Here is a 24,944-nt window from a genome sequence, read left to right as displayed (position 1 = left end):
AACAAGCATTCTGCATTAGCCAACAGATTCGCTATTGATTGCTAGGAGTTGCTGGCTGACTTGTTCTTTTAACCAAGTGGTAAATAGCTCGTGTAATAGCCGTGCTTTACAGGCTTCATCAAGCTGGGCGGGGATAAATTTTTCTAAACGCACGACCGCTAGCCATTTATCAATTCGCACTGGGGGCCAAAGTTGCCCAGGCTGACTGGCACTAAGCATTTGTACGAGTTTGGGATGGGGACTACTCAACTCCACAGGGCCAATCAATCCCCCCGTTTGGGCTTCTGCGCCTTGGGAATATTTTTGGGCAAGTTCACTAAAAGACTGTTCCCCAGCTTGCAGGCGAAAGTAGAGTTCTTGGACAATACCTTCATCACTGGTGCGGATTAAGGAGTAAATAACACGATCTAGTTGCCCTTTGCGGTTGAGGAAGTAAGATTCTAGCTTGTGACCCCAGGTAGCTTGTTTGAACTTTTCAATTCTTAGTTTTCTAGTGGCTAATGCCTCTACCTGCAATTGAGTCAGCCCCTGCTGTTTTTGCCAAGCTTGGCGGGCTTCGTCAGTAGGGAGTTGTTGTTGGGTGTAAAATTCCTGGCAAGCACGGGATAGTTCTTCTGGGGTGCAGGTAATTGCAGCGATCGCCCCATCAATAATCATCTCTTGCAACAATTGCGGTAGTAATTGATAGTGCCGCAACAAGGGAACAATTTCTTCAGTCGTAATTGCGCGATCGCCTACTTGCAAAACAACAGCCATGCTAGATACATTTTTGACTGATGATCCTATCAAACTCTTAGGCAGATCGCGATATCTTGCCAGACGCAACCTAGGCTGAAAGCCTTTGTCTTGCTAGTTTTGAGGACTATCAATGAGTTTAAGTAAAGTTCTATGAATCGTTGAATCACGCATTTTTCTAACAATTCCACTTCTTGCCCTAAAAGTGCAAAGTAGTGGGCGGGGCTATGAAACTAGGCGAAAGTCACGCCTGGATAGTAGACTAACTTTTGCAGCGTTGGAGCAGGCTTCTGCTTCAGCCCTCTTTGGCGATTAATCCTAGGGTACTTTTATAGGTTTTGGTTATGACAGCAACAGACCCCGTTACAGTGATGAAACAGGAAGTGGGCAAGGCAGCCGCCGCACTAGTGAAGTCAGGTACGATTGTCGGGCTGGGTACGGGTTCAACCACAGCTTATGCGATAGAGTACATTGGCGATCGCCTCAAATCTGGCGAAATTAAAGACATTGTCGGTATTCCCACCTCCTTTCAAGCCGAAGTCTTGGCGAAAAAATACGGAATTCCCCTAACAACCCTAGATGCGGTTGAGCATATTGATATTGCTATCGACGGAGCAGATGAAGTCGATCCGCAAAAGAACTTGATTAAAGGTGGCGGTGCTGCCCACACTCGCGAGAAAGTTGTTGATTCCCTGGCAAACCAATTTGTTGTCGTGGTAGATAGCGGCAAATTGGTAGATAAGCTGGGTTCATCGTTCCTGTTGCCTGTGGAAGTGATTCCGATGGCACTTGCCCCTGTAATGCGAGCCATTGAAAAACTCGGCGGCAAACCCGAACTCCGCATGGGGGTCAAAAAAGCCGGCCCTGTCGTTACCGATCAAGGTAACTTAGTGATTGATGTGAAATTTGACTTCATTGACAACCCAGCCGAGTTGGAAAAAACACTGAACAACATTCCCGGCGTTCTGGAAAATGGCTTGTTCGTCGGTGTTGCTGATATTGTGCTGGTCGGTGAAGTGAAAGACGGTCAGCCTACTGTGCGTCAGATGTAAATAGCCCCACCTGGTGTTTTTTGTCAGGGAGCAGGGAAGGCACTGGGTGGAGTTTTACACAAATTTTTTATAATTTAACTCTAAGACCATAGATAGGGTATTCCTGATCGGGGATAAGTCTAAGCTGAGGTGTGTTTAGCTACCTTGATAGAGGAAAAACTTATGTCTAGCAATAATGCTAACCGTAAAGATCCTGCGGTCGAACCCGATACCCCGGCTGAGGGTTGGGTGAATATTGCTACGAGTCCGGCAACCGATCCCCAGGATTTTTTGGCTGAAGAGGATGAGGTAATCGCAGCTTTGGAAACTCCAGAGAGTGATGTGGCTACCCAACCAGCAGCAGATAACAAGTCACAGCAATAGAAGAACGTCCAACAGCTAGGGTAGAAATATCTGATAGAAACTTAGGACTTACGCACTGACAACGAAATTGCGTCATTCTGAGCGATAGTGAAGAATCTCAAACCCTTGTTATAGCGTTACGGTGCGTAAGTCCTAAACTGTTGCATTGATCGAATGAGCGATCGCTTATATAGCCGTCCTCAATGATTCCCGTAGGCGAGATACCCGATTTCTGAGGAGTCGGGGATATAAGGCGCTAGCATCTCACAACATGGTTCTCTAGCTCCCTAGCTGTAAAGGCAGTAGAGCTAATAGGTTTAACTTGCCATCGTAGAAGCTTAAGATCGCTTTTAGGGAAGGAGAAGACGACTATCATGCAGTATCGAAGATTTGGGCGTACAGAGTTAAAAATGCCTGTGTTCTCTTGCGGTGGCATGAGATACCAACACAATTGGAAGGATGTTCCTGAGGAGCAAATTCCCCAGGACAGTCAGCAGAATCTGGAAGCAATCATCCACCGTTCTCTAGAAGTTGGGATTAATCACATTGAAACTGCCCGTGGCTATGGCACCTCCGAAATGCAACTTGGGCGGATTCTGCCGACTTTTCCCCGTGAAAAGCTGATTGTTCAGACGAAAATTAGCCCGAAGTCCGACCCAAAGGAGTTTCGCCATCTGTTTGACAAGTCCCTGGCAAATTTGAAGCTAGACTACGTTGACTTGCTGGGGCTGCATGGGATTAATACGTTGGAGTTGCTACAGGAATGCATCCGTCCGGGGGGCTGTCTGGATGTGGTAAGGCAGTTACAAGCACAGGGAAAGGTGAGGTTTGTAGGGTTTTCAACCCACGGGCCGACTGATGTAATCATCAAGACGATTGAAACTGACCAGTTTGATTACGTTAACCTGCACTGGTATTACATCAATCAGTTCAACTGGCCTGCCATTGCAGCGGCGACACGCCATGATATGGGGGTGTTTATCATCAGCCCTTCGGATAAAGGAGGAATGCTTTACAAGCCGCCACAGAAGCTTGTAGACCTCTGTAGACCCCTGAGTCCAATAGTGTTTAATGACTTATTTTGTCTTTCCCATTCCCAAGTACACACCCTTAGTTTGGGGGTATCGCGACCCACTGATTTTGACGAACACTTGCAGGCGGTAGAGTTGCTGGATAGGGTTGATGAACTGTTGCCACCGATTTTAGTGCGATTGGAGGAAGAAGCGATCGCTACTTTCGGTGAAGATTGGGTCAAAACCTGGCACATCGGTTTACCAGAGTTTGAAGAAACGCCCGCCGGAATTAATATTCCGGTAATTCTCTGGCTCAGGAACCTCGCCCTTGCCTACGACATGACCGAATACGCCAAGATGCGCTACAACTTGCTAGGTAGTGGCGGGCACTGGTTCCCTGGAAATCAGGCGCGTAATGTCCGCAAACTGGATTTGCAGCATTGTTTGCGAAAAAGTCGCTACGCGGATCAAATCCCGGCTTTCCTGGAAGACGCGGATCGCTTGTTGGGGGGTGAAGCCGTAAAACGCCTGTCTCAGCAGTGAAAGCGTCCCATTTCCCTAAATCATCCCAGCCTGAGTTTATGGCGAGGCTTTCCGCAGGTACAAGCAGTGACGGACGCTGTTACTCAGTGGGGTGGTGAAGCTTTCCACAGACTCAACTACTCCACCTAGAGGTTCAACGACTTCCTGAAGGGCGGCGGTTTCCTCTTCTGTCCAATGACCCCGGTAGAGAATTGCTACACCTCCAGTTTTCAACAAAGGTAGAGAATACTCAGCACAAGCGGGTGCAGGGGCGACAGCTCTCAGACAAGCGATATCGTAGCTTTGGCGATGGTGCGGATGTTGATTTATTTGTTCCGCTCTGCCCGTCAGGGTTTTAGCATTATTTAGCCCCATCTCGGCAAGTAAGGTGTCGAGAAAGGCAATTTTTTTGCGCGTGGCGTCGAGTAAGGTGACAGAAAAATCAGGAAATGCGATCGCGATCGCATTTCCTGGAAACCCAGCTCCCGTACCAATATCAATCACCTTTAAGGCATTGGGTGGAAGTTCAGGATTATTTTCGGATGAGGGAGTTCCCATTCCACAGGAGGGGGCAATTATCCCCCGTAAAGAATCCCAAAGATGCTTTTCCCAAAAATCCTCTGGTTCAGTAATGCGAGTCAAATTTAATCGCTGATTACCTTCTAAAATCTTTTCATAAAGCTGCTGAAATTGCTGCTGTTGTACTGTTGTGGGCTGCCAGCCTAAGGTTTGCTCCCACACTTGCTCCATCTTTGGCAGTTGGGGAAAATTTTGAGGGTTGAAGCTTGATCGAGTTGATTGAGAATCCATCCTAGTCCTGAAAAGCAACAGACAACCGAACCGTCACACATCCGCGAGTGATTTGCAGATTGTTGAGTAAACGGATCTTATCCAAAATTTATTAAAGGAAAACGTTATTTGCCAAACCCGCCTTAATAACCTGGCGCGTCTTTACCCGTAACTAATGATGAATTTTGAGACTTAAGATATAGCGACCGAGCTGGACTTCTTGTGACCACAGCTCATATTCCAGACGCAGGCTTTCCGGGAGAGGGCGACCTTTGAGTTCTAAGCTGCGTGTGTAATTTCTTAGGCGTAGGGAGCTATGTTCCTTGAGGTCGTCATTTTGCAACCAATAACGGCTAATTCCGTAGACGCCTTGCTCCCAGAGATGGCGATAGCTTAGCTTGCCGTTGCCCTGCATCGTCATAATTACCCGGTAAGGGGAAATCTCTAGCCACAGGAGTCGAGGGCTGCTAGAGCCTGACGTGGGGTTTTCAGCCGATATCTCCGGTTCTGGCTCCCACTCTGGTAAAAAAGCGGGTTCGCTCAACAGCAGGTGAAACCGTTCTTGGTCTTTTTGATACAACGTGGCAGCAGTTTCCACCGTAGACAAAACGGGCAAATCGAGAGACATCAGGGAGAGGCAAACAGGTTTGCGATGATGCGTCAGCATGGAACGTGTGATTGGGGGGACACAATAAGCATAGCCGTAAGGCTCAGTCCTCAAGGTCAGGCAGAAGGGTAAAGGAGGTTCTCTTTTCTCCTCATCAGTTCTAGACACGATAAAAAAATTGTGCAAAGTACTTGTCAAATTCTATCCTTTGAAGATAAGATAAGTAACTGTTGCGAAGGCAATGTTACTTTCCTCGGTAGCTCAGTGGTAGAGCGGTCGGCTGTTAACCGATTGGTCGTAGGTTCGAATCCCACCCGGGGAGTTTTTAAAATTATGAGTGATGAGTTTTGAATTTATATCAAGACTCGTGACTGATCAACTAAGCCTAAAAAATTAATAACTACTAATAGTGTGCTTTTGCAAGGCAAACCTAGAAACTGAGCCAGTGCTGGTCACTGGACTCAACGGTGATGTTTCTCAAGTGAGGGTTCACATTGCTTACCTTACATTCTCGCTAGTCCCCAATTTCTACCTCATCGTTTTTGGATGCTTTCGTGCTGAACTTGCCACAAGCACTACAAAGGCTAGCAGTTCCCAGCCAGACATTGCTTCAGGAACGGGTTGCGGAGGAGCTGTGTTCAGGATCAGCCGCTGAATGCCAGTCATTTTTGTACTAGCAAAGAAAAACTCATTGTACATTCCCAATCTGTTGATGCTCAAGAGAGAGCCGCCAATGGAGAAGAAGCCACCACGAGCTGCATTGATGTCAGCGATCGCATTAGCATTGAGCATAAAGCTGAAAACATCAGTAACGCTACCACTGGGAGGCACGTCAAACTCTCCGTAACTTTTGCCAGTTCCTAAGTCATTAAAGATACTAGCGCTAGTTCCAGTATTGTTGTTGAGGGTGACAGCATCAGTCGAAACGTCAAAGAATCCGATGGTTTCTTCTGGATCTCCTGAACTCATAAAGCGTGTCAGTTCTAATGTCGCTCCCACTACATTTTGATTAAGGGGAGAAAGATCGAAGGTAAAGAAGTTTCGGAGAATATTTGTTTCAACAGCCCCGACAAAATAGTTGTCATTTGTGTTCATGTTGGGAATGGTAGTGCTCCACCATCCCTGATTTTTAGTACCGTTCAGGAATTGACTGTCTGATGTATTGAAAAAAATAGTACTGGGGGACTCACTCTTCATTTGTCTCCTGTTAGCTGTGCCGAAATTTGAAAAACTGGCTTTGAATTTTCCTGTATCAGTAAGGGAAACGCCCTTTGAACACAAGCCAATTAGCTCTTGAGTAAAATTTTTTTGAATTTCTGGGTAACAACCCTGCTGTTGGGGATTTTTTACCAAATCTAGCTGAACAGCCAATGAGGCTTGAGTGTCGGCAATCAGAGGAATTGCTATCAACAGAGCAGCGATTGGCATCTGGGTAAGAGACCGACTTGGAAGCTTCAGCATATTTTTGATAAAAGGTGCTATTTCTATAAACCATTGGATTGATCAAAAACCAACCCAAAAACATTGAATTTTTAGTGAAGCAAGTATAAAGAAACTGTGATCTCTGCTCTTATTTCCAGCAGTTAGCTCTACTCATAAACCATTACTCGTTATGAATACGCATTTAGATAGTCCCAGTTTTTTAACTTCACCATTGTTCATCAGTAGTGACTGTATTGACTGCCACAATGTTCATCAAAACGAACAGTAATTAGTGAGCACCTAAAAATCTTTACGCCGTATTAAGCCGTAATTAATCAGCCCCCTGAGAATTTTTACGCCGGATTAAGTCGTGTCCGTCAATTCATTAACTAAATTCTTAAAAACCTCTCTCTAGAGATGTAGTTTTATTAACAATCTCATGCAATCTTGGGAGATGAGATTGTTAATGTCTGTCATGAAATTTGCAAGCTAGCGGGGGAGAAAATGATGCTATTAAAACTATCTGGATTAAATTAACGCTAAAAGCCAAATTTAAAAAAAGATGCCAGATTTTACTCTTTTAAAAGCTTTTATTGCTGATAACTCTTTATAAGAGGTTGAGTTTAAGGAAGTTTATCTAACCGTTGCTCTATTCTTTCAACATTTAAAGGAAGCGGAGTTGATATAACGGGGGAATTGTTAGAATTTTTTGAAAAAACGGTATCAAGAGATACAGAAAATAATGACTATACAAAATCTACTTGCATCTCAGCACCGATACTCATCGCCGCAGTCTCCCGTTAACTCATAGTTCAGGTGACTTTCCTAGTACCGCATCAATTCGGTTGCTTTCAGCTTCTAGTGTGAGGTTAAACACTCTAGTGTTGTCCTCAATAGGTTCGGATACGTCTAGCTGTGCGCCGATAGTTACACCACTTACAGCCGCATCATATATATAGACACCAATCAGCAAAACTCCCGCCGTAATTGCTCTGTAATCCCTATGTAGTTAGATGCAAGGCATTAGTAGTGGGCAAGAAAATGTTGAGCGATGCCCCTCTCTAACGAGATGCATTAAATCACGCCATCTTAGGAGCCTCAGCATGGCTACAGTTGAACTCTATAGCACCAGTGTCTGTCCCTTTGCCCATCGCACCCGACTAACGCTACTCGAAAAAGGTGCGGACTTCACGCTGACCGAGATTGATCTCAATAACAAACCAGACTGGTTTACAAACATTTCGCCTAATAACAAAGTGCCAGTCATTAAGCATGGCGATAACCGTGTTTGGGAGTCCACCATTATCAACGAGTATCTTGATGAGGTATTTCCTGAGCCGCCCCTGATGCCACGCGACCCTGGAAAACGCGCCTTAGCCCGTATTTGGATGGATTTTGCTAATATCAAACTTATCCCCACGTTCTACAAAATCCTGCTGATCCAAGACCAAGAAAAGCAGCAGCGATGGATAAAGGAATTTAAAGAACATCTCCTATTTATGGAGCGAGGTATTAGCCAAACCAGTAGCAATGGTTCCTATTGGTTTGGTAACGAGTTGAGCTTGGTTGACCTCACCTTCTACCCGTGGTTTGAGCGTTGGTCTGTACTTGAGCATTACCGAGGCTTGAGCATACCTGACGAATGCCAGCACCTGAAGCGATGGTGGGATGCTATGTCTAAACGTGATTCGGTACAGACAATTATTAATCCGTCAGACTTTTATATTAAAGAATACGAGAATTACGCCAACGGTACAGCGTCAGGGATTACGGCAAAAGAAATGCGAGAGGAGTAACTAAATTTGAGCTGAAGTTGACACTGATGCAACTTGTCCCTACTTCAGCTTCGAGATTACTTCGGCTCGACAATCGATCCCATGAATAAAACCGCTCCCGTCTGATTGTCTCGAATCGCGCAGAAGAAGGGACGATTAACAATCATCTCGAAGGGTGCTTCGGGGATTTGTGCCGAGGTTCTCACGACGGCTACTGAAGTGACGGCGGCGGCTTCGGTTCCTTCTTCGTTCACTTCCACAAAGGTTTTGTGCTTCACCTCGTCAATGTTAACCGGGGTATCAATCATCTGAGAAAAATCAGCTCTCCCAGCCTCAAACGCTGCCTCCATTCCTAATGCTTTGAGGGCATCATTGAGGGTGATATCGTACTCGAATTTAAACCGGGGTAAGCCAATCGAACCGGGTCGATTGCGGAACTGAAGCATCCATTGTTCCCATTGTTCCGCGTTGAGTTGTTGAGTAAAGGTCTCTAAATTGGAGTTTTCACGGGGGAGAAAGACATACAAGCTAAGGCGTTCTTCTCCATAAGGCAAGCTGACGGCTTGAAATGCCTCATTCTCATAGTATTTATACTTACCCGTCTGGGACATGAGGGGATGTTGCTTTTGGCTGCCATCTGCTAGGTAGAAGGGTTGCTCGGTGGTGCGGCTTTTGTCAAACTCGTCAGTCCAGTTGCCTTTGAAATAGATGGCGTTGATTAAAAATAGAACATGGTCAGGTGTGAGTTCGTCAACAATGGATTCAATTTTGTTGCGAGTATTTTCTTTTACCCAATCATTAATAATATCGGCAGCACCGGGCATCCCAAAGTCGAGTTCTGTTAGTTTTGCCTGGTAAAACTGCTGGTTTCTGCGGATAAATTCGGGCTTGAAGGAAACGCCTTGGTTTGCCCAGAGGGAGTTGGCGATCGCTAACTGCACATCGGGGTCGGCATTCTGCAAGGATGCTTTTAATACCTGATTGGCTTGATTGAGGCTTTCCACACTCATTCCTTGCATTTCCAGAGCTTCCGCCATTGCCTGTTGGGTTTCACCAGCAGCCCCGTTGTAGGTCATGGCAAGAGCGATCGCTACACTGGTAGGCGAGATGAAAACATTCTTCCCAGCATCTTCTTTAAGAACTTCGGAGAACAGATTGAAACCAAATTTGGTATTTGCCTCAACAAGCTGGGATTCTACTACAGTGTCAGGTTGCTGCACGGTTGAGTAAGCTTCCTCTGGCGTCTGGGGGTCAGGCATTAAGTTCAAGGCATGAAGGGGATTAACCTTGGTGCTGACGAGCAGACCCAGTAAGATCATGCCCACTGCTGTCACTACCCCGGCTCGATTGAGCGTACGTCGATTCATTGCCTTTCCTCCCGCACCAATTCATTTCCTGCTTTAAGATGACCTGCTTTGTGGGGTGGTGTTCCAACGGTTACAGTTTTGGCAACTCTGGTTTTGAAAGTCCTGAGTCGGTGAGTGCTGAGTCCTGAGTAGGGGAGAAAGTATGAAGTATGAAGTATGAAGGGTGAAGTATGAAGTGTGAAGTGTGAAGTGTGAAGTATGAAATAGGCGATTGGAGTAATGGCTAATCGTCGTCAATTTTCTCTCCCCCGCTCCCCTGCACCCCTGCACCCCCGCTCCCCTGCACCCCCGCACCCCCGCTCCCCTGCACCCCTGCACCCCCGCTCCCCTGCTCCCCCGCTCCCCCGCTCCCCTGCCCCTTAATCGTGTTACTGGGCTGGCACTGTCCACCAAGCCAAGGCGTAAGGCTGAGTCGGTTCGTTGACCCGTTTGCGGTTATGGACGCGAATTTTGTAGCGTCCTGTGGCGGGGACTTGGCAGAAGATGTGTTCGACGCTATCGACTTCGCTGACGGATGTGCAGGTACTGTGGCTGTGGGCAGTATTACTGCTATCAACGGGCATTAAGTAGAGGTCGAGGTTATTTAAACCGCGATCGCGAAAACTCTCGCCCACATCATAAACATCATTGCCGTTTTTATCCTCCAACTCCACTAGGCGGTTCCAGGCGAGGGTGAGAGACACGAAGCTACCTTGTTGCAGGGGCTGCTCTAGGACATATTCTTGGCTGGCGGATGTCTGAACACTTCGATAGTCCCAGCCAACGGGAGCTACAGCCGCCTCTGGACTCCATTGTCCGGGGCTAAATTGTTGATAGGCGCGAAACACATTTAGTTGCCCGGTTCCCATCTGCATATCTAGGGGAATTTTTTTGTCTTTATAGGCATCAGAGTCTATCCAAGTGCGGTCTTGTTTATCAAAAATTGTGCGGCTCATGCTGAGGCGCAAGCCATCGCCGCTATCTTCAACTTTGTCAGCCGAGTTGAGCAAGACGGCTTTCATGACTTCGGAGCGGCGGGAGTCTGTAGTCCAGTTGGGTTGGGAGCTTTGTAGTTGTCGGTCTCCAAATTCTTGTAGCAGTGCTACTGATGCGGTAACGTGAGGGGCGGCAAAACTCGTGCCACTGACTTTCACAACCTGACCATTCAATTCGTACACTGATAGCTGGCTCCCAGGAGCAACTAAGCTAACCGAGCGGCGAGGCCCAACATTGATTTCACGGTTAATCAGGCGTCTGCCAATTCCCAGGGGAAGCGCACTCAGGTTAGCAAAGTCTACTTTACTAAATATCCCTTCTCGCTGGGTCGTATAGGCAACATTCATCCCATTAAAGTTATCGGTCGGGATGGGAATACCACCCTCACCTTGGTTACCCGCGATCGCATACAGAACGTCATGAACCCGTGCTGACCAATCGATACATTGTGTTAACAACGCGTTGCCATCAAGAACCGCTTCATCCTGTGGTCTAGGATCGCGCTGGAGCGGTTCGCCAAAGCTAAAGTTAATCGCTCGCAGGTCGCCCCCGTTTTGCTGGGCGATATGCTGGGTGGAAAGACATTCTTCCGGTTGCCCACCTTCTAGAGGAGAACCAGCGGCTGAGGCATAGAGGCGGGCGGCGGGAGCCACACCTGGCAGCATCTTATCAGCGCTAATCATCACGCTCGCCACCATCGCTGCATGAGAATCGACATCTGTATCGATTTTCGCGCTTTGGTTGCGAAAAAATACCCGCGCTAGAGCGATCGCAGAATTCCAGCGTACTGACTTATCAATTCCAAATTGTCCGGGTCTACCAATTTCTACCTGACCGATGGCAATCTTGCGACCGAGCAAGTCGTAAGGAGGGGCGTGCAGCCTACGGGCATCAACTCCCGATTCTCCCACAGAGCTTTCTAAAGCCAGCGCGGGAAGGGTAAGGCAGGTGGCACCTAAACCCCAGACTATCCATCCTAGTTTGTTTAATATTTGCTGAGGAGCCAAGTCCGCTTCTCCCAAAAAGTTGTGTAGTTGAGGATGAGAGGAGATCGCACAATTAGGGGATTTCTGAAGATTTTGTTAAACTGGATTACGACAGAGGACCCAGGAGAGTATAACCAATCATGACCCAAAGCCAATCCCAGAAGCCCATCGTTGTTGCTCCTTCTATCCTATCAGCGGACTTCAGTCGGCTGGGGGAAGAAATTAAAGCGGTGGATGCCGCTGGTGCCGACTGGATTCATGTTGATGTGATGGATGGTCGGTTTGTCCCCAATATCACCATCGGTCCTCTGATTGTTGAAGCAATCCGCCCTGTCACCACAAAGCCTTTGGATGTCCACTTGATGATCGTGGAACCAGAGAAGTACGTTGAAGATTTTGCCAAGGCGGGTGCTGACCACATCTATGTCCACGCCGAGCATAATGCTTCACCTCATTTGCACCGCACCTTGGGTCAAATCAAAGAACTTGGCAAGAAAGCTGGCGTTGTACTCAATCCTGGTTCTCCCTTAGAGCTAATTGATTACGTTCTGGAACTGTGCGACTTGGTGCTGATTATGAGCGTCAACCCTGGCTTTGGTGGACAAAGCTTCATTCCCGGTGTCTTGCCGAAAATCCGTCAGTTGCGTCAGATGTGCGACGAACGCGGACTCGATCCTTGGATCGAAGTGGATGGCGGACTCAAAGGTAACAACACCTGGCAAGTGATAGAAGCTGGCGCAAACGCGATCGTTGCAGGTTCCGCTGTGTTTAAGGCGAAGGACTACGCTGCAGCGATTGAAGGTATTCGCAACAGCAAGCGCCCTGAACCGGAACTCGCCACCGTTTAATTTATTGGGTTTGGTTCCTTTTCAAAAAATATCCAGAAGAAAAAGGCGATCTATAAATAGATCGCCTTTTTGATTAATCAAATTTAAGTTGATACATTCCCAGCATCAGCACCCCTATCGGGAGTCGTTCCTAGTTTCTGTGGTTACCCAACCACTTAACAGCGATCGCGCCCAGAACTGCACCCACTACAGGATTGCTCAAGAACTTCATCAGCGCTGGCTTGTCTGCCAAGACATCTTGGAAAATGTCTGGGTGATTGTGATAGGTAAAGCCTGCTAAACGGCTGACATCATCCGACGTCATGCGGCTAGCATGATGAGTAGAGAGACTGAGCTGTTTTTCCAAATCGCGATCGCTAAGTCCGCGTTCTTTTAAGCGCTTCAAGAAATCCTTTGCCACATCGTCACGCTCGTTCGGCTTGATTTGGTCAATCGCCTTCTTCAACTCTGGCTCCATCTGGCTCACAGGAATCTTATCAGGATGGAGAGACCTCCCGAAGATTTGGCGTCGCTCTTCCTTTGAAGAACGTTGAGCAAAGTCATCAAAGTTTTGATAATCCTGAGCCGGACTGGCAGGAACATTATCTAATGACTCGACATTTCCTTGCGCCAAGTCATTCATTATCTGGCGTTTATATTGTTCACTACTTGACATTTTTGTCTCCTAAATTTTTGTTAAATTTACTAACAAAACCCTGGGATTTTGCTAGTTATTTTTACCGTTGACTTAAAGCTTGCTTATTGATACTGAATTTGATGGCTTTGATTATTGTAATTAGCCGTCAAAATCAGTTGCTTATCGGGAGCATAAACTAACACCTTGAGGTCGCGGTTTGGGAAATTATGCTGAAAGCCTTGCATCAACGATCTCGTTAATGTTTTAACTTCTGTTGGTTTTACTTGGGGCGTAATTACCACACCCAATTTATCGTTGTCCCGGATATAAGCATCATTGACTAATCCGCTAGCCGTTTGAACAACCCAATTCCCGAATTCCTGTCCAACTGCCGTGTTTCCTCGTTCTAGTTGAGCATAGCTACCTTGGCTACTCGTGATACTAGGAACGTTGGTTTTAGTGGCTTGGGTCGTTCCACCACAAGCCGTTGCTGTAACAATCAGCAGCACCGCCATTAGTGTGGTTAGAAACTTGCGTCCTTTATGAAATAAACTCACGGTTAATTCCTTCTCCTTGCTAAACTTACTTTTCTAAATGTTTATACAAATGTAGGGATAGTAAAGGGTCTAGATGATCTTTACATCAGCTAGACCCTGAAACTACACCTTATGATTAATTAAGGGCATCTTTCGCCTTATCTTTCACGTCTTCAGCGGCATGACGTGCTTCACCTTCCGCTTGCTTGGCTTGACCTTTAGCTTTATCTTCAGGATCGCCAGTCACATTACCCATGGCTTCTTGAGCTTTACCTTCAATATTTTTGGCTGTTGCTTTAGCTTTATCTTCTGTACTCATGATCTTATTTCTCCTGCTTACAATACAGTGGTCTTATGTATCCAACATAACTAAGAAATGTTTTCTATTCGTCCGTCTGTAGATATATTGGCAGTTAGAGATTTCTCTTCCTAAAGCACAAGTTGAGCAACGTCTCCTCAACAAAATTTGAGTCAGTTTTTTGAAAATTTGCTCAATCTCAACAACCATCAAGCCTCAGGATTGGAGGAAGTGAGTTTTCCTTCTATCCCCGATCTACTTACCTGCATATCAGGGATCGACGTAAACCAAAGGCTGGTGATTGTCTGCCATATTCTGCAAAAAACCTGACTATTAGGAAAAAACGGATTTCTGGGAATTAGGTAAATTCTTATTGGGGTTGATTTAGATAGGACTTACGCATTTTCTGACTTCAGAAACTACATTTGTAGGGGCATGGCATTACGACTTACCCCTACCGATAGCGGATATACAAATTACTGGCGTAATTCCTGCTATACAGACGATCGCACCCAAAGCCGTTACGGTTGCTTAGCATATTAAATAGAGCCAGCCTAATCAATCGCCATGACGCAATTTCACCTCAACGCGCCCTTCAAACCCACAGGCGACCAACCTAAAGCGATCGCCCAACTCACCGCCAGCCTGCAAGAGAGACATCGCTACCAAACCCTACTAGGGGCAACAGGGACAGGCAAAACCTACACCGTCGCCAGCGTCATCGAAAACCTTGGCAAACCCACCCTCGTCCTTGCCCATAACAAAACCCTTGCCGCCCAGCTATGTAATGAGCTGCGGGAATTTTTTCCCGACAATGCCGTTGAGTATTTTGTCTCTTACTACGACTACTACCAACCAGAAGCTTATATTCCCGTTACCGATACCTATATAGAGAAAACCGCTGCCATCAATGATGAAATTGATATGCTGCGGCACTCAGCAACGCGATCGCTCTTTGAGCGCCGGGATGTCATCGTTGTTGCCTCCATTAGCTGCATTTACGGCTTGGGGATGCCCTCAGAATACCTAAAAGCCTCTATTCCGTTCCGTGTGGGCATGGAAATTGACCAGCGCCAACTGCTACGAGACTTAGCCTCGGTGCAGTATTCCCGCAATGACATCGATATGGGGCGCGGACGCTTCCGGGTGAAGGGCGATGTCTTAGAAATTGGCCCTGCCTACGAAGACCGCATTATCCGCGTCGAATTCTTTGGCGATGAAATTGATGCCATTCGCTACGTTGATCCCGTAACGGGTGAGATTCTCCAAAGCTTACAGGGGTTGAACGTTTACCCGGCGCGTCACTTCGTGACCCCTGAAGACCGCCTAGAAGAAGCCTGCAATGCCATTGAGGCAGAACTCAAGGAACAATTAGAAGTATTAGAGAAGGCGGGGAAACTTTTAGAAGCCCAGCGTTTAGAACAGCGCTCCCGCTACGACCTGGAACTGCTGCGGGAAGTCGGCTACTGCAACGGTGTTGAGAACTATTCTCGTCACCTAGCAGGGCGCAAGGCGGGGGAACCTCCAGAGTGCTTGCTCGATTACTTTCCCGACGATTGGCTGCTGGTGGTGGATGAATCCCACGTTAGTGTCCCACAAATGCGGGGGATGTATAACGGCGACCAGGCAAGAAAGCGGGTGCTAATTGAGCATGGCTTTCGTCTTCCCAGTGCGGCGGATAACCGTCCCTTGAAGTCTGAGGAAGTGTGGGCGAATGTGAAACAGTGCATCTTTGTTTCTGCAACACCGGGAAATTGGGAGATCGAACAGTCGGACGGGCGGGTAATTGAACAAGTGATTCGTCCAACGGGTGTGGTTGACCCAGAAATCTTTGTTCGCCCCTCTGAAGGTCAGGTGGATGATCTTTTGGGCGAGATTAAAGACCGGATAGATAAGAAAGAACGAACCCTCGTTACAACTTTGACAAAGCGGATGGCGGAAGACCTGACTGAGTATCTGCAAGAACGAGGCATCCAGGTGCGCTATCTCCACTCGGAGATTAACTCGATTGAGCGGATTGAGATCTTGCAATCGTTGCGCGAGGGGGAATTTGATGTGTTGGTTGGGGTCAACCTGTTGCGGGAAGGCTTGGATTTGCCAGAAGTCTCGCTGGTGGCAATTTTAGATGCGGATAAGGAAGGATTTTTACGGGCGGAGCGATCGCTTATTCAAACTATCGGTCGAGCTGCTCGTCACGTCCGAGGACAAGCGATCCTCTATGCTGATAACCTAACCAATAGCATGGCAAGAGCGATTGAGGAAACAGAGCGTCGTCGGGTAATCCAACTTGAATATAACGAGAAGCACGGCATTACCCCTCAACCGATTGTCAAAAAGTCAAGTAATGCTATTCTGGCGTTCTTAAATGTTTCGCGCCGCCTAAATGCTCAACAGATTGAAGAGGTCTACGAGCAAGCAGACGATTTGCCCTTAGAACAGATTCCGGCTTTAATTCAGCAGCTAGAAGCCCAGATGAAGGTAGCGGCGGCGTCACTAGAGTTTGAGGAGGCGGCAAAATATCGCGATCGCATTAAGCACCTGCGAGACAAGTTGCTAGGTCGATAAATCTTTCCGTCTCAAGATAAAGTGGCACTTAATTATTTGATGATTAAGTGCCGCTACTTTTATTACCTCGTTTGGCAACTCAATCAACTGAGAAAGGTGAGTGCGGTTCCACTCTTAACACGGGGAGCGCCAAGGGTAAAGAAAGGGAAATTTAGCGATTGCTAAAAGTATAAAAAGTACATTTCTCTGAATAAATGGGCTTAGATGCGAAGCAAAGCTATAGTGCGATCGCCCATCGGCTTGTTAGCCTGCACCACCACTACGATGCAACTGCAAAATCTGTGTACTGTCTCATCTTTGGCTCGTGGAATGCCAACACAATATCTTCCTTGGGAACACCCGCACGAACTAGGTCAGTTGCAATACCATCTTCAGTCCAATCTTCCTCGATCCAGAATTTGCCATCACGAATGCGAACGTAGACAGTCATGCCAGTAATGCGTTCTCCGTTCTGCCAACCAAGATTTATCCAAATATAGTGATTATTTGGCTCATCTGCGACCAGAAATGTTTCAATGTCTCGATCAGAACGGCGATTGCAGGCTTCTATATATTCCTTTAAGATGCGCTTGATTAACTTGGGGTACTCAATTAATTTATCCATTGCGTAATCTCCTCTGCTTCTATGTCTACAACAATGAGTGGAAGCTGATGCCGAGAGAGAATCAGTTGAATCACATCCTGATTGAAGAAGCTTTTATAAACGACTGCACTGATAGCAACATAAAGTTTACGGTCTGGTGTTGTTGCCTCTAGAAGATAACGATAGATGTCATACTGACCGAGAGCCTCTTTCAAATCTTATATTTTTGATGGTAATCCTACTTTTAGGGTGCGTTGCAACACACTTTGTTAAACGGCTCCTCTACCAAGCAACGCCTAAAAATCTCTGCCCTATGCCAATTTTTGGCACAAAACTGGGCATACTAAGATTGAAAGTTTTTTAAACCACAGTGGGAAAAACAATGTCTTCGGTTGATTTGACCGTAGCAATCCCGACCTACAACGGAGCAAAACGCCTCCCAGAGGTGCTTGAGCAACTGCGATCGCAAACTGATATCGACTCCATTAGCTGGGAAATTATCGTTGTAGACAACAACAGCACCGACAACACCGCCGCTGTCGTGCAAGCCCACCAAGCCAACTGGTCGAAACCTTATCCCTTAAAGTACTGCTTTGAACCCAAACAAGGAGCCGCCTTTGCTCGCCACCGCGCCTTCACAGAAGCAAGGGGAGAGTTAATTGGCTTCTTAGATGATGACAATATTCCCGCCACAGATTGGATAGCCGCCGCCTGCGCTTTTGCTCAAAAATACCCAAAGGCTGGAGCTTACGGGAGCCAAATTCACGGTGCTTACGAAGTTACACCCCCCGAAAATTTTTACCGCCTCGCCCCCTTCCTCGCCATAACTGAACGCGGTTCTGAACCCCTCTACTATGAACCTAGTAAGAAACTCTTACCCCCCTCCGCCGGATTGGTGGTGCGAAAACAAGCTTGGTTAGAGAGCGTTCCTGCACAACTCGTTTTAACCGGACGCACCAGTAAGAGTATGGTGACGAGTGAAGATTTGGAGATGCTGTCTTACATTCAAGTTAAAGGTTGGGAAATTTGGTACAACCCAGCGATGCAACTTGACCACAAAATTCCCCATTGGCGCTTAGAGAGAGATTACTTGATCCCCTTCTTTCGAGGGATTGGACTCAGCCGCTATGTGACTCGGATGGTAAGCGTTAAGCCTTGGTTGAAACCGATGGTTTTTATGGCTTACACAGTCAATGACCTGCGGAAAATTACTCTGCACTTACTGAAATACAACGTTCGGGTCAAAACTGACTTAATTGCCGCTTGCGAAATGCAGCTATTTTTAAGTAGTTTAATCAGCCCGTTTTATCTGTGGAAGAATGGCTACTTGAGTAGAAATAAATAGAAAATTTCTTAGCCAAGACCGGATAACTACAAACCAACAACTAACAACTCTCTATGCCAGTTGACTTCACAGTTGCTATTCCGACCTATAACGGAGAACAGCGCTTACCAGCCATTTTAGAGCGACTGCGATCGCAAACTGGTATCGACTGCCTCAACTGGGAAATAATCATCATTGACAACAACAGCAAAGACGCCACAGCGAAAGTAATTCAAGAGTATCAAGCCAACTGGCATCATCCCTATCCCTTGCGGTATGGCTTTGAAGCTCAACAAGGTGCAGCCTTTGCGCGACTGCGAGCAGTTCGAGAAGCTCAAGGAGCATTAATTGGGTTTCTGGATGATGATAATTTGCCTAACTCAGATTGGATTGCGGCGGCTTATTCTTTTGCTCAAGAACATCCCAAAGCGGGGGCTTTTGGCGGTCAAATCCATGGAAATCTTGAAGGTAAACCGCCAGAAAACTTTGAAAGAATTCAAGCTTTTCTAGCGATTAGAGAACACGGTTCTACACCTCATAAATTTGAACCAGAAAATATCCGGCTTCCCCCCGGTGCGGCTTTGGTAGTTCGCAAACAAGCCTGGTGTGATAGCGTTCCGGAACGCCCTCGTCTCAGCGGAAAACTCCCCGGAATTATGGTGCAAGGGGATGATTATGAGCCGTTGTTGTATCTCCATAAAGCGGGTTGGGAAATCTGGTACAACCCTGCCATGCACACTGATCACCAAATTCCTCACTGGCGTCTAGAACGAGATTATTTGCTCTCAATTTCTCGCGGTTGTGGTTTAGCGACTTGTCAACTACGGGTGATCAATGCTAAACCTTGGCAAGTGCCAATTGTGATCACGAGAACCTTTCTCGGCAACCTCCGGCGAGTCATTAACTACCGGATTAAGTACCGACAGCAACTGAAAACTGATGTAGTTACTGCCTGCGAGATGGAGTTTCATTTTGGCAGTATGTTAAGTCCTTTGGTTTATTTAAGAAGAAGCTTTCAACGCCATAAATAGAAAGAGATAGAAAGCTTTACAAACTCTTGACAGTTTTGGGGTGTTCAGAGTCGGTTACATTCGTCATAAATAGAGAAGCAGTTACTTTAGTGCCTGCTGCTACCAATTAATCTTTCGACCCTATATGACTAACGCTGCTGCTGTAAAAGTCCCATTTGTTGACCTCTCGCTGCAACACCAGCCAATTGCTGCCGAGATCGAACAGGCAATTCAGACAACAATCCAGCGAGGGGACTTTGTTCTCGGAAAAGCTTTGAGCGATTTTGAAGCGGCGTTTGCTCAGGCAAGTGGCGTTCAGTACGGTATCGGTGTAGCGTCAGGAACAGATGCGATCGCCTTGGGTTTACAAGCCTGCGGTATCGGTGCTGGGGATGAGGTGATTTTACCTGCAAACACCTTTGTGGCTACCTTGATTGGCGTCCTCAGAGCGGGTGCAACACCGATATTAGTAGATTGTGAGCCAGAAACAGCGTTAATTGACCTAAAAGCGGCACATAAGGCGGTAAATGCTAAAACCAAGGCAATCTTACCCGTGCATCTCTACGGGCAGATGGTATCGCCCCATCAGTTAAAAGAGTTTGCGGCTAATCACAAGTTAATCATTTTTGAAGACGCAGCACAGGCACACTTAGCCGAGCGAGAAGGGTATCGGGCGGGTTCCATTGGTACAGCAGCGGCATTTAGTTTTTACCCCAGTAAAAATTTGGGGGCTTACGGGGATGGGGGGATGATTATCACCAGCGATCCGGAAGTGGCAAAAAAAGCACGCTCGATCCGTAATTATGGCGCACCTCGCAAGTACTTCCACTCCGATTTGGGCACCAATAGCCGTTTAGATACTCTGCAAGCGGCTATTCTCAATGTCAAGCTGCCTCACTTAACATCTTGGAATCAGCAACGACTGAGTGCCGCTCAAGAGTACGATCGCTTATTGGAACCCATGCGATCGCTAGGCATTTTCCCTCTCCAAAATCAAAGCAGCAGCGGTCACATTTACCATTTGTACATCCTTCGCATTACCGCCAACTGTCCGTTGAGCCGAGACACTCTCCAGGCTAAACTTGCCGATTTTGGCATTCAGACGGGCATCCACTATCCCCTTCCCTGCCATCTCCAGCCAGCTTACCAACCCTTAGGCTACAAGGAGGGTGACTTTCCCGTCGCTGAAGCCCTGACCACCGAAATTTTGTCTCTGCCGATGTACCCAGGCTTGAGCCATACTCAAGTTCATGATGTCGTCGAGGCACTACAAGCATTTGTGAACACTGATTCTGTTGCCGCGATCGCGGGCTAAACTGTCATGCAATATCGAAGCAAAATTCCCATTTCCCTCGAACGCTATCTCCTGAGTGCGCTGATTCTCGCCTCATTGAGCCTGCTTTACGCCCCACTACTGATTCATTGGCTAGATGGCTGGCTCAATAAAAGCATCAGCATTGAGCATGAATATTTCAGCCACGGCTTAATCGGTTTGCCCTTTGCTACCTACATTAGTTGGACGAACCGCCAAAAGTGGCGTCAGCTACCCGATAATAGCCATCCATTGGGAGCGGCTTTACTAGCTGTCGGGGCAGTATTTTACTTAACGGGCACTTCTGAGTTAGTAAATTTATCCTTTCCAGCCGTGTTGGCTGGACTTTGCCTGTGGTTGAAAGGGCTTTCAGGCTTCAGATTGCAAAGCTTCCCGCTGCTACTTGTGTTTCTCGCCACCCCCACCGCCGTACCTTACCTGATAGCGCCTTACACTTTACCGCTTCAGAAATTTATTGCCGGAACGGCTGGCTTCATCCTCGTGCAATTTGGCATTGATGTCACCGTTGAGGAGATTTACTTACTAGTCGGCGGACGATTGGTGGAAGTTGCCCCCTATTGTGCGGGGTTAAAGATGTTATTTACCAGTCTTTATGTAGCAATGATGTTGCTTTACTGGACTGGGGCATGGGTTTCCCGACAGACCACAATTTGGTTTTTATCCGGAACAGTAATCATTAGTGTCAGTGCTAACATCGTCCGCAATACTCTGCTGACCTTCTTTCACGGCACGGGCAATGACGGTGCCTTTGTGTGGTTGCACGAAGGATGGGGAGGTGATGTTTATTCTGCCTGTATGCTGGGTTCGCTGGTTCTCCTCCTCAATGGCATTGAACACTTTTTTCCGCCTTCTGACGCATGAAAATCTTCAGTATGAGTATGCCTAAATCTATCGGGCGATTTCCTGCTTCCCGGCTCATCCTGGTGGTTTTTTTGGGAATGCTAGTGATCATTGGTGCCGTTCCCAGTTACTTGCAGGGCAACTGGTCTTGGGCGCAGCCCCCAGAGGTGAAAAATCTTTCAGAAATTCGCTCAATCCGCAGTGTCGGGTTAGATGTGCCGGGAATTGAAACCTTAGAGCAACAGGAAATACAGGTTGGCGGTCATAAATGGTCGGCGCAGGAGATCGCACCAAAAAACTCTAAGCCCGTCTTGTTGCTGCTGCTTCCCCAACGTGACCATAAAGCCCAGCCGGAAGTGGAGTGGTTAGACATTAACGGGTTTGAGCAATGGAAAACAGACTCTTATCGTCAGCTACGCTTTCAAGTGCCGCCAGGGAAGGGAGCCAACTCTGCCTCGGTGAACGCCCGTTTCTTTCGGGCATGGAATCAGCGACAAACCTTTGCCGTGGTGCAGTGGTATGCCACGCCACATGGCGGCACAGCAGTTCCCAGTCGCTGGTTCTGGGCAGACCAACTGGCACAGTTGCGTCGTCGCCGCGTTCCTTGGGTTGCTGTCTCCCTGAAAATTCCCATGGAACCTTTAGGCGACTTAGAGGCGTCTCAACCCTTGGCACAATCTTTAGGAGAATCTGTCCAGACAGCCTTGATGTCTGGCCCTCTCGCGCGTCCCCGTTAAGCTAAGCTTGCCTTTGAGGTTTAGGCAATGAGTTAGCCTGTCGGTCGCCAAGGGTAGCGACTAGGAAACTAGTTATAGCCTTTTGCTATCAACACGCTACACAGGAGTCTCATCGCTAGTGACTAATTACTTTAATGATTAGCTATTGGCAAAAACGTGACTAAAAAGTATGAAGGATGAAAAGCGAAAGCCCAATCCTCTCTCTCCCGTTTTTTAAATGGGGGAGAGCAGAAAAATCTCTGATGGAGTCAGCCGTTTAGACGTCAAACCATCACTAGCGTCCTGAGTTCAAGCCCCTGAATTTGTTTATGGGGTTGAAACTTCATACTTCACACTTCAGCCTTCAGTTGACTAACTTCTATGTCTCAAACGTTGCACTATCGCTGGCACCGCCTTACAGCCTTTTCCCTGGCTGGACTTTACTCAACCGCCTCCACGCTGTCAAGTGCAGCTTTAGTATGGATGCTGAATTCAGGGGTTTTGACAGAAAAGGTTGTGGCTCAACTCCCGGCGTTGCCTGCCCCCCCAGCGAATTTGGATAACTTTAACCAAGCTCCAGTTTTTGGGCCAGGGGAAACCTTTGACCCTCTTAGTGCCCCGCCTCCTTTGGGCTACCCCGATAATGCCGTGGTTAGTCCTCCAGCTCAGTTTAGCCGCTATCGTTTGGGGCCGGGAGATGCCATTTCGGTGACAGTTCCCCGCTTTCCTGACCTCAATTTTCAAGCGGCTCTGAATGTGGAAGGAAATGTTGTTGCCCCACTATTGGGCACTGTGTCGTTGCAGGGACTGACCTTAGAGGAAATACAAGAACGCCTGCGCTTTGGCTTCAACCGCTTTGTCATCGACCCAGAGGTCTTTGTTGGGCTGGCGGGACAACGAGCGGCTCAGGTGACGGTGACGGGGGAAGTATTTAAACCAGGGTATTATGCCCTGGCTCCTGGCTCTCAACTGACGGCTGCCCTGCTGACGGCTGGGGGAAGTACGACGATGGCTGACTTGCGGTCAATTTTGGTGCGGCGATCGCTGGTTGATGGTTCTACAATTGAGCAGCGAGTGGATTTATTTACCCCCTTGCTGAATGGGGGAAGCTTGCCAGAATTGCGCCTGCAAGATGGCGATGCTGTTGTTATCCCCAAAATTGATGCCGCCACGGTGCAAACCTACGACCGCACCTTAGTTTCTCGCTCTAGCGTGGCGCAACAACAAATTACTATCAGAGTTTTGAGCTACGCCAATGAAAATATTGGCACAGTGGTTTTGCCAAATGGCAGTACGTTTCTTGACGTGTTGACAGCGATTGGCCCTAATCCGCGTAATGCCAATTTGAAGGATATTGCCTTAATTCGCTTCGATGCGGAACAAGGTAAGGCAATCACTCAGAAACTTGATGGTAGAAGGGTACTGATGGGAGATGTGTCTCAAAATGTTCCCCTCCAGAACAATGATGTTGTTGTGGTTGGTCGCAGCTTAGTTTCCCGAATTACCTATGCCTTAAGTGTATTTACTCAACCGTTCCGGGACATTTTAGGCTTTTTGCTCTTTTTCCGAGAACTGGAAGAGGGCGCAACTAATATATTTAGTCCATCGATAGACGACATTGACGATTAAACATCATCATTGCCCCTACTGTACTGAGGAAATAGAGGGATTAGATGTTAAGTTACAAGCGCGCGATCGCGCCACTTAAAATCTTAAACGCCATAATAAAAACTGAAACTCTTCATTGAGCAAGGGTGACTTACACCATTTGAGCTTCCATGACTCCACCGATTGTTAAGCGTTTTCTCATTACCTTAGATCGACACAAGCTCTTGGCATTAGCCAGCTTTGGTCTTGTTGTGGGAGTATCAGGTGTTGTTGCCCTGAAGCCACCGCCAGAGCCAATCTATAGAGCCATGGGTACCCTGGCACTCAATAGCGCTCCGCCATCCTTCTCAACCACTGGGCAACAAATTCAGGAGCAAGGTAAGCAATTTACCAAAGAACTGTTGTTGGCGGACAATCTCATCCAAACTGTGGCAGCGCAGGTTAACGAGCAACCGCAAGAACTACGACAAAAAGCAAATGTCAGGCTTCCTGAAGAAGATGACCCCCCGATTATTGGAGTCCTCTACACCGATGACAATCCCCAAGAAGCGGCAAAGGTTGTGGAAGCATTGCAAACCGCCATGGTTGAGCAAAGCCGTTTGATAAATACCGCCCGCTTACGCGCCACCATCGATTCAATTGGTCAACGATTGCCTGCGGTGAGTAAGGAACTCAGAGAGGCTGAACAGAATTTAGAGAAGTATAACCGGACGGAAGGGCCAGTTTTATTTGCCGCTCAAGATGGTACATTAGTCAATTCGATCACAGCTAGCCAACAGCAGCAGCGGCAGTTGCAACTGACCATCGAAGGCATTGAAGCTCAAATGCGGAGTATTCAAAGCAAGTTAGGATTAACACCGGAGCAGGCTTATGCCTCTTCCGCCCTCAGTGCTGACCCAATTATTGCTAACTTGCGAGGGCAGATTTTGCAAACGGAGACGCAGATTGAAATTCTCAGTAAGAACTTGCGTCCGGAACATCCACAAATGGTGGATTTGCGTAAACAGCAACAGTCCTATAACGACTTATTAAGGCAACGAGCCGCAGAGGTGATCGGTGGTGCTGGGGTAGCCGCTCCCCTC

General features: G+C 47.4%; 25 protein-coding genes and 1 tRNA gene. 14 read left to right on the top strand and 12 right to left on the bottom strand.

Annotated features, from left to right (window positions below; all coding sequences use genetic code 11):
- Positions 1–15 precede the first annotated feature (15 nt).
- Positions 16–756: a peptidylprolyl isomerase gene (locus AC5JR3_RS02525; RefSeq protein ID WP_495842733.1), complete on the bottom strand. Its 741-nt coding sequence runs from the start codon at positions 754–756 to the stop codon at positions 16–18.
- 323 nt (positions 757–1,079) lie between these two features.
- On the opposite strand from AC5JR3_RS02525, the gene rpiA reads away from it, so the two are divergent.
- The 3 genes from rpiA to AC5JR3_RS02510 all read left to right on the top strand — a co-directional run bounded on the left by rpiA (position 1,080) and on the right by AC5JR3_RS02510 (position 3,685).
- Positions 1,080–1,787, top strand: coding sequence for a ribose-5-phosphate isomerase RpiA (gene rpiA / locus AC5JR3_RS02520; RefSeq protein ID WP_495842731.1), 708 nt, complete (start codon positions 1,080–1,082; stop codon positions 1,785–1,787).
- Positions 1,788–1,949: 162 nt separating this feature from the next.
- A complete protein-coding gene (locus AC5JR3_RS02515) occupies positions 1,950–2,150 on the top strand; it encodes a hypothetical protein (RefSeq protein WP_495842729.1) in 201 nt (66 codons plus the stop codon).
- Between the two features lie 353 nt (positions 2,151–2,503).
- Entirely contained in the window at positions 2,504–3,685 is a 1,182-nt protein-coding gene (locus tag AC5JR3_RS02510) for an aldo/keto reductase (protein ID WP_495842727.1), read from the top strand.
- Between the two features lie 36 nt (positions 3,686–3,721).
- On the opposite strand, the gene rsmG is transcribed toward AC5JR3_RS02510, so the two are convergent.
- Together rsmG and AC5JR3_RS02500 are read right to left on the bottom strand one after the other, a co-directional pair.
- Positions 3,722–4,414, bottom strand: a complete 693-nt coding sequence (rsmG, locus tag AC5JR3_RS02505) for a 16S rRNA (guanine(527)-N(7))-methyltransferase RsmG (protein WP_495842725.1) — start codon at positions 4,412–4,414, stop codon at positions 3,722–3,724.
- Between the two features lie 211 nt (positions 4,415–4,625).
- Positions 4,626–5,120: a hypothetical protein gene (locus AC5JR3_RS02500; protein ID WP_495842723.1), complete on the bottom strand. Its 495-nt coding sequence runs from the start codon at positions 5,118–5,120 to the stop codon at positions 4,626–4,628.
- 190 nt (positions 5,121–5,310) lie between these two features.
- Here AC5JR3_RS02500 and AC5JR3_RS02495 point away from each other — a divergent pair.
- Positions 5,311–5,382, top strand: a tRNA-Asn gene (locus tag AC5JR3_RS02495).
- A gap of 206 nt (positions 5,383–5,588) precedes the next feature.
- Here AC5JR3_RS02495 and AC5JR3_RS02490 read toward each other — a convergent pair.
- Positions 5,589–6,521 (bottom strand): hypothetical protein, encoded by a 933-nt coding sequence (locus tag AC5JR3_RS02490; protein ID WP_495842721.1) that lies wholly within the window; start codon positions 6,519–6,521, stop codon positions 5,589–5,591.
- 766 nt (positions 6,522–7,287) lie between these two features.
- Positions 7,288–7,455, bottom strand: a complete 168-nt coding sequence (locus AC5JR3_RS02485) for a hypothetical protein (RefSeq protein WP_495842719.1) — start codon at positions 7,453–7,455, stop codon at positions 7,288–7,290.
- 130 nt (positions 7,456–7,585) lie between these two features.
- Here AC5JR3_RS02485 and AC5JR3_RS02480 point away from each other — a divergent pair, with 130 nt between their 5' ends.
- A complete protein-coding gene (locus tag AC5JR3_RS02480; protein WP_495842717.1) occupies positions 7,586–8,278 on the top strand; it encodes a glutathione S-transferase family protein in 693 nt (230 codons plus the stop codon).
- Between the two features lie 56 nt (positions 8,279–8,334).
- On the opposite strand, the gene AC5JR3_RS02475 is transcribed toward AC5JR3_RS02480, so the two are convergent.
- Both AC5JR3_RS02475 and AC5JR3_RS02470 read right to left on the bottom strand, forming a co-directional pair.
- Complete coding sequence (locus AC5JR3_RS02475; RefSeq protein ID WP_495842715.1) at positions 8,335–9,624, bottom strand: serpin family protein; 1,290 nt, start codon at positions 9,622–9,624, stop codon at positions 8,335–8,337.
- Between the two features lie 368 nt (positions 9,625–9,992).
- On the bottom strand, positions 9,993–11,606 hold the full coding sequence (locus AC5JR3_RS02470) for a S8 family serine peptidase (protein WP_495842713.1): 1,614 nt from the start codon (positions 11,604–11,606) through the stop codon (positions 9,993–9,995).
- A gap of 119 nt (positions 11,607–11,725) precedes the next feature.
- On the opposite strand from AC5JR3_RS02470, the gene rpe reads away from it, so the two are divergent.
- Entirely contained in the window at positions 11,726–12,433 is a 708-nt protein-coding gene (gene rpe, locus AC5JR3_RS02465) for a ribulose-phosphate 3-epimerase (protein ID WP_495842712.1), read from the top strand.
- 130 nt (positions 12,434–12,563) lie between these two features.
- Here the strand turns inward: rpe and AC5JR3_RS02460 are convergent, their stop codons facing one another.
- The 3 genes from AC5JR3_RS02460 to AC5JR3_RS02450 all read right to left on the bottom strand — a co-directional run bounded on the left by AC5JR3_RS02460 (position 12,564) and on the right by AC5JR3_RS02450 (position 13,904).
- Complete coding sequence (locus tag AC5JR3_RS02460) at positions 12,564–13,088, bottom strand: hypothetical protein (protein WP_495842710.1); 525 nt, start codon at positions 13,086–13,088, stop codon at positions 12,564–12,566.
- Between the two features lie 83 nt (positions 13,089–13,171).
- Positions 13,172–13,606: a hypothetical protein gene (locus AC5JR3_RS02455; RefSeq protein WP_495842708.1), complete on the bottom strand. Its 435-nt coding sequence runs from the start codon at positions 13,604–13,606 to the stop codon at positions 13,172–13,174.
- 115 nt (positions 13,607–13,721) lie between these two features.
- On the bottom strand, positions 13,722–13,904 hold the full coding sequence (locus AC5JR3_RS02450) for a CsbD family protein (protein ID WP_495842706.1): 183 nt from the start codon (positions 13,902–13,904) through the stop codon (positions 13,722–13,724).
- Positions 13,905–14,450: 546 nt separating this feature from the next.
- Between AC5JR3_RS02450 and uvrB the strand changes: the two genes are divergently transcribed.
- Positions 14,451–16,448, top strand: coding sequence for an excinuclease ABC subunit UvrB (uvrB, locus tag AC5JR3_RS02445; RefSeq protein WP_495842704.1), 1,998 nt, complete (start codon positions 14,451–14,453; stop codon positions 16,446–16,448).
- Between the two features lie 259 nt (positions 16,449–16,707).
- On the opposite strand, the gene AC5JR3_RS02440 is transcribed toward uvrB, so the two are convergent.
- A complete protein-coding gene (locus AC5JR3_RS02440; RefSeq protein ID WP_495842702.1) occupies positions 16,708–17,052 on the bottom strand; it encodes a XisI protein in 345 nt (114 codons plus the stop codon).
- Positions 17,040–17,246, bottom strand: a complete 207-nt coding sequence (locus tag AC5JR3_RS02435) for an element excision factor XisH family protein (protein WP_495842700.1) — start codon at positions 17,244–17,246, stop codon at positions 17,040–17,042. Before AC5JR3_RS02435 ends, AC5JR3_RS02440 begins: the two co-directional genes overlap by 13 nt.
- 167 nt (positions 17,247–17,413) lie before the next feature.
- On the opposite strand from AC5JR3_RS02435, the gene hpsE (AC5JR3_RS02430) reads away from it, so the two are divergent.
- The 7 genes from hpsE (AC5JR3_RS02430) to AC5JR3_RS02400 form a co-directional block, all read left to right on the top strand.
- Positions 17,414–18,376 (top strand): hormogonium polysaccharide biosynthesis glycosyltransferase HpsE, encoded by a 963-nt coding sequence (gene hpsE, locus AC5JR3_RS02430; RefSeq protein WP_495842698.1) that lies wholly within the window; start codon positions 17,414–17,416, stop codon positions 18,374–18,376.
- Positions 18,377–18,429: 53 nt separating this feature from the next.
- Complete coding sequence (hpsE, locus tag AC5JR3_RS02425) at positions 18,430–19,386, top strand: hormogonium polysaccharide biosynthesis glycosyltransferase HpsE (protein WP_495842696.1); 957 nt, start codon at positions 18,430–18,432, stop codon at positions 19,384–19,386.
- A gap of 124 nt (positions 19,387–19,510) precedes the next feature.
- Positions 19,511–20,680 carry a DegT/DnrJ/EryC1/StrS family aminotransferase gene (locus AC5JR3_RS02420; RefSeq protein ID WP_495842694.1) on the top strand — a complete coding sequence of 390 codons (1,170 nt, stop codon included), beginning with the start codon at positions 19,511–19,513 and terminating at the stop codon, positions 20,678–20,680.
- 6 nt (positions 20,681–20,686) lie between these two features.
- Positions 20,687–21,559 (top strand): cyanoexosortase B, encoded by an 873-nt coding sequence (gene crtB, locus AC5JR3_RS02415; RefSeq protein ID WP_495842692.1) that lies wholly within the window; start codon positions 20,687–20,689, stop codon positions 21,557–21,559.
- A gap of 11 nt (positions 21,560–21,570) precedes the next feature.
- Positions 21,571–22,275 (top strand): cyanoexosortase B system-associated protein, encoded by a 705-nt coding sequence (locus tag AC5JR3_RS02410; RefSeq protein WP_495842690.1) that lies wholly within the window; start codon positions 21,571–21,573, stop codon positions 22,273–22,275.
- 360 nt (positions 22,276–22,635) lie between these two features.
- Positions 22,636–23,883, top strand: coding sequence for a polysaccharide biosynthesis/export family protein (locus AC5JR3_RS02405; protein WP_495842688.1), 1,248 nt, complete (start codon positions 22,636–22,638; stop codon positions 23,881–23,883).
- Between the two features lie 149 nt (positions 23,884–24,032).
- Positions 24,033–24,944, top strand: a 912-nt coding sequence (locus AC5JR3_RS02400; RefSeq protein ID WP_495842686.1) for a GumC domain-containing protein, incomplete at its 3' end; no start/stop codon positions are given.

It is taken from the genome of Kastovskya adunca (assembly GCF_059505785.1).
Note: the sequence above shows the minus strand (reverse complement) of the source record. Positions and strands in the feature narration are given on the sequence as shown.

What these genes read in the sequence shown, in the direction of transcription:
- AC5JR3_RS02525 (WP_495842733.1), bottom strand. Translation starts at nt 756, where the DNA reads ATGGCTGTTGTTTTGCAAGTAGGCGATCGCGCAATTACGACTGAAGAA.
- rpiA (WP_495842731.1), top strand. Translation starts at nt 1,080, where the DNA reads ATGACAGCAACAGACCCCGTTACAGTGATGAAACAGGAAGTGGGCAAG.
- AC5JR3_RS02515 (WP_495842729.1), top strand. Translation starts at nt 1,950, where the DNA reads ATGTCTAGCAATAATGCTAACCGTAAAGATCCTGCGGTCGAACCCGAT.
- AC5JR3_RS02510 (WP_495842727.1), top strand. Translation starts at nt 2,504, where the DNA reads ATGCAGTATCGAAGATTTGGGCGTACAGAGTTAAAAATGCCTGTGTTC.
- rsmG (WP_495842725.1), bottom strand. Translation starts at nt 4,414, where the DNA reads ATGGAGCAAGTGTGGGAGCAAACCTTAGGCTGGCAGCCCACAACAGTA.
- AC5JR3_RS02500 (WP_495842723.1), bottom strand. Translation starts at nt 5,120, where the DNA reads ATGCTGACGCATCATCGCAAACCTGTTTGCCTCTCCCTGATGTCTCTC.
- AC5JR3_RS02490 (WP_495842721.1), bottom strand. Translation starts at nt 6,521, where the DNA reads ATGCTGAAGCTTCCAAGTCGGTCTCTTACCCAGATGCCAATCGCTGCT.
- AC5JR3_RS02480 (WP_495842717.1), top strand. Translation starts at nt 7,586, where the DNA reads ATGGCTACAGTTGAACTCTATAGCACCAGTGTCTGTCCCTTTGCCCAT.
- AC5JR3_RS02475 (WP_495842715.1), bottom strand. Translation starts at nt 9,624, where the DNA reads ATGAATCGACGTACGCTCAATCGAGCCGGGGTAGTGACAGCAGTGGGC.
- rpe (WP_495842712.1), top strand. Translation starts at nt 11,726, where the DNA reads ATGACCCAAAGCCAATCCCAGAAGCCCATCGTTGTTGCTCCTTCTATC.
- AC5JR3_RS02460 (WP_495842710.1), bottom strand. Translation starts at nt 13,088, where the DNA reads ATGTCAAGTAGTGAACAATATAAACGCCAGATAATGAATGACTTGGCG.
- AC5JR3_RS02450 (WP_495842706.1), bottom strand. Translation starts at nt 13,904, where the DNA reads ATGAGTACAGAAGATAAAGCTAAAGCAACAGCCAAAAATATTGAAGGT.
- uvrB (WP_495842704.1), top strand. Translation starts at nt 14,451, where the DNA reads ATGACGCAATTTCACCTCAACGCGCCCTTCAAACCCACAGGCGACCAA.
- AC5JR3_RS02440 (WP_495842702.1), bottom strand. Translation starts at nt 17,052, where the DNA reads ATGGATAAATTAATTGAGTACCCCAAGTTAATCAAGCGCATCTTAAAG.
- hpsE (WP_495842698.1), top strand. Translation starts at nt 17,414, where the DNA reads ATGTCTTCGGTTGATTTGACCGTAGCAATCCCGACCTACAACGGAGCA.
- hpsE (WP_495842696.1), top strand. Translation starts at nt 18,430, where the DNA reads ATGCCAGTTGACTTCACAGTTGCTATTCCGACCTATAACGGAGAACAG.
- AC5JR3_RS02420 (WP_495842694.1), top strand. Translation starts at nt 19,511, where the DNA reads ATGACTAACGCTGCTGCTGTAAAAGTCCCATTTGTTGACCTCTCGCTG.
- crtB (WP_495842692.1), top strand. Translation starts at nt 20,687, where the DNA reads ATGCAATATCGAAGCAAAATTCCCATTTCCCTCGAACGCTATCTCCTG.
- AC5JR3_RS02410 (WP_495842690.1), top strand. Translation starts at nt 21,571, where the DNA reads ATGAGTATGCCTAAATCTATCGGGCGATTTCCTGCTTCCCGGCTCATC.
- AC5JR3_RS02405 (WP_495842688.1), top strand. Translation starts at nt 22,636, where the DNA reads ATGTCTCAAACGTTGCACTATCGCTGGCACCGCCTTACAGCCTTTTCC.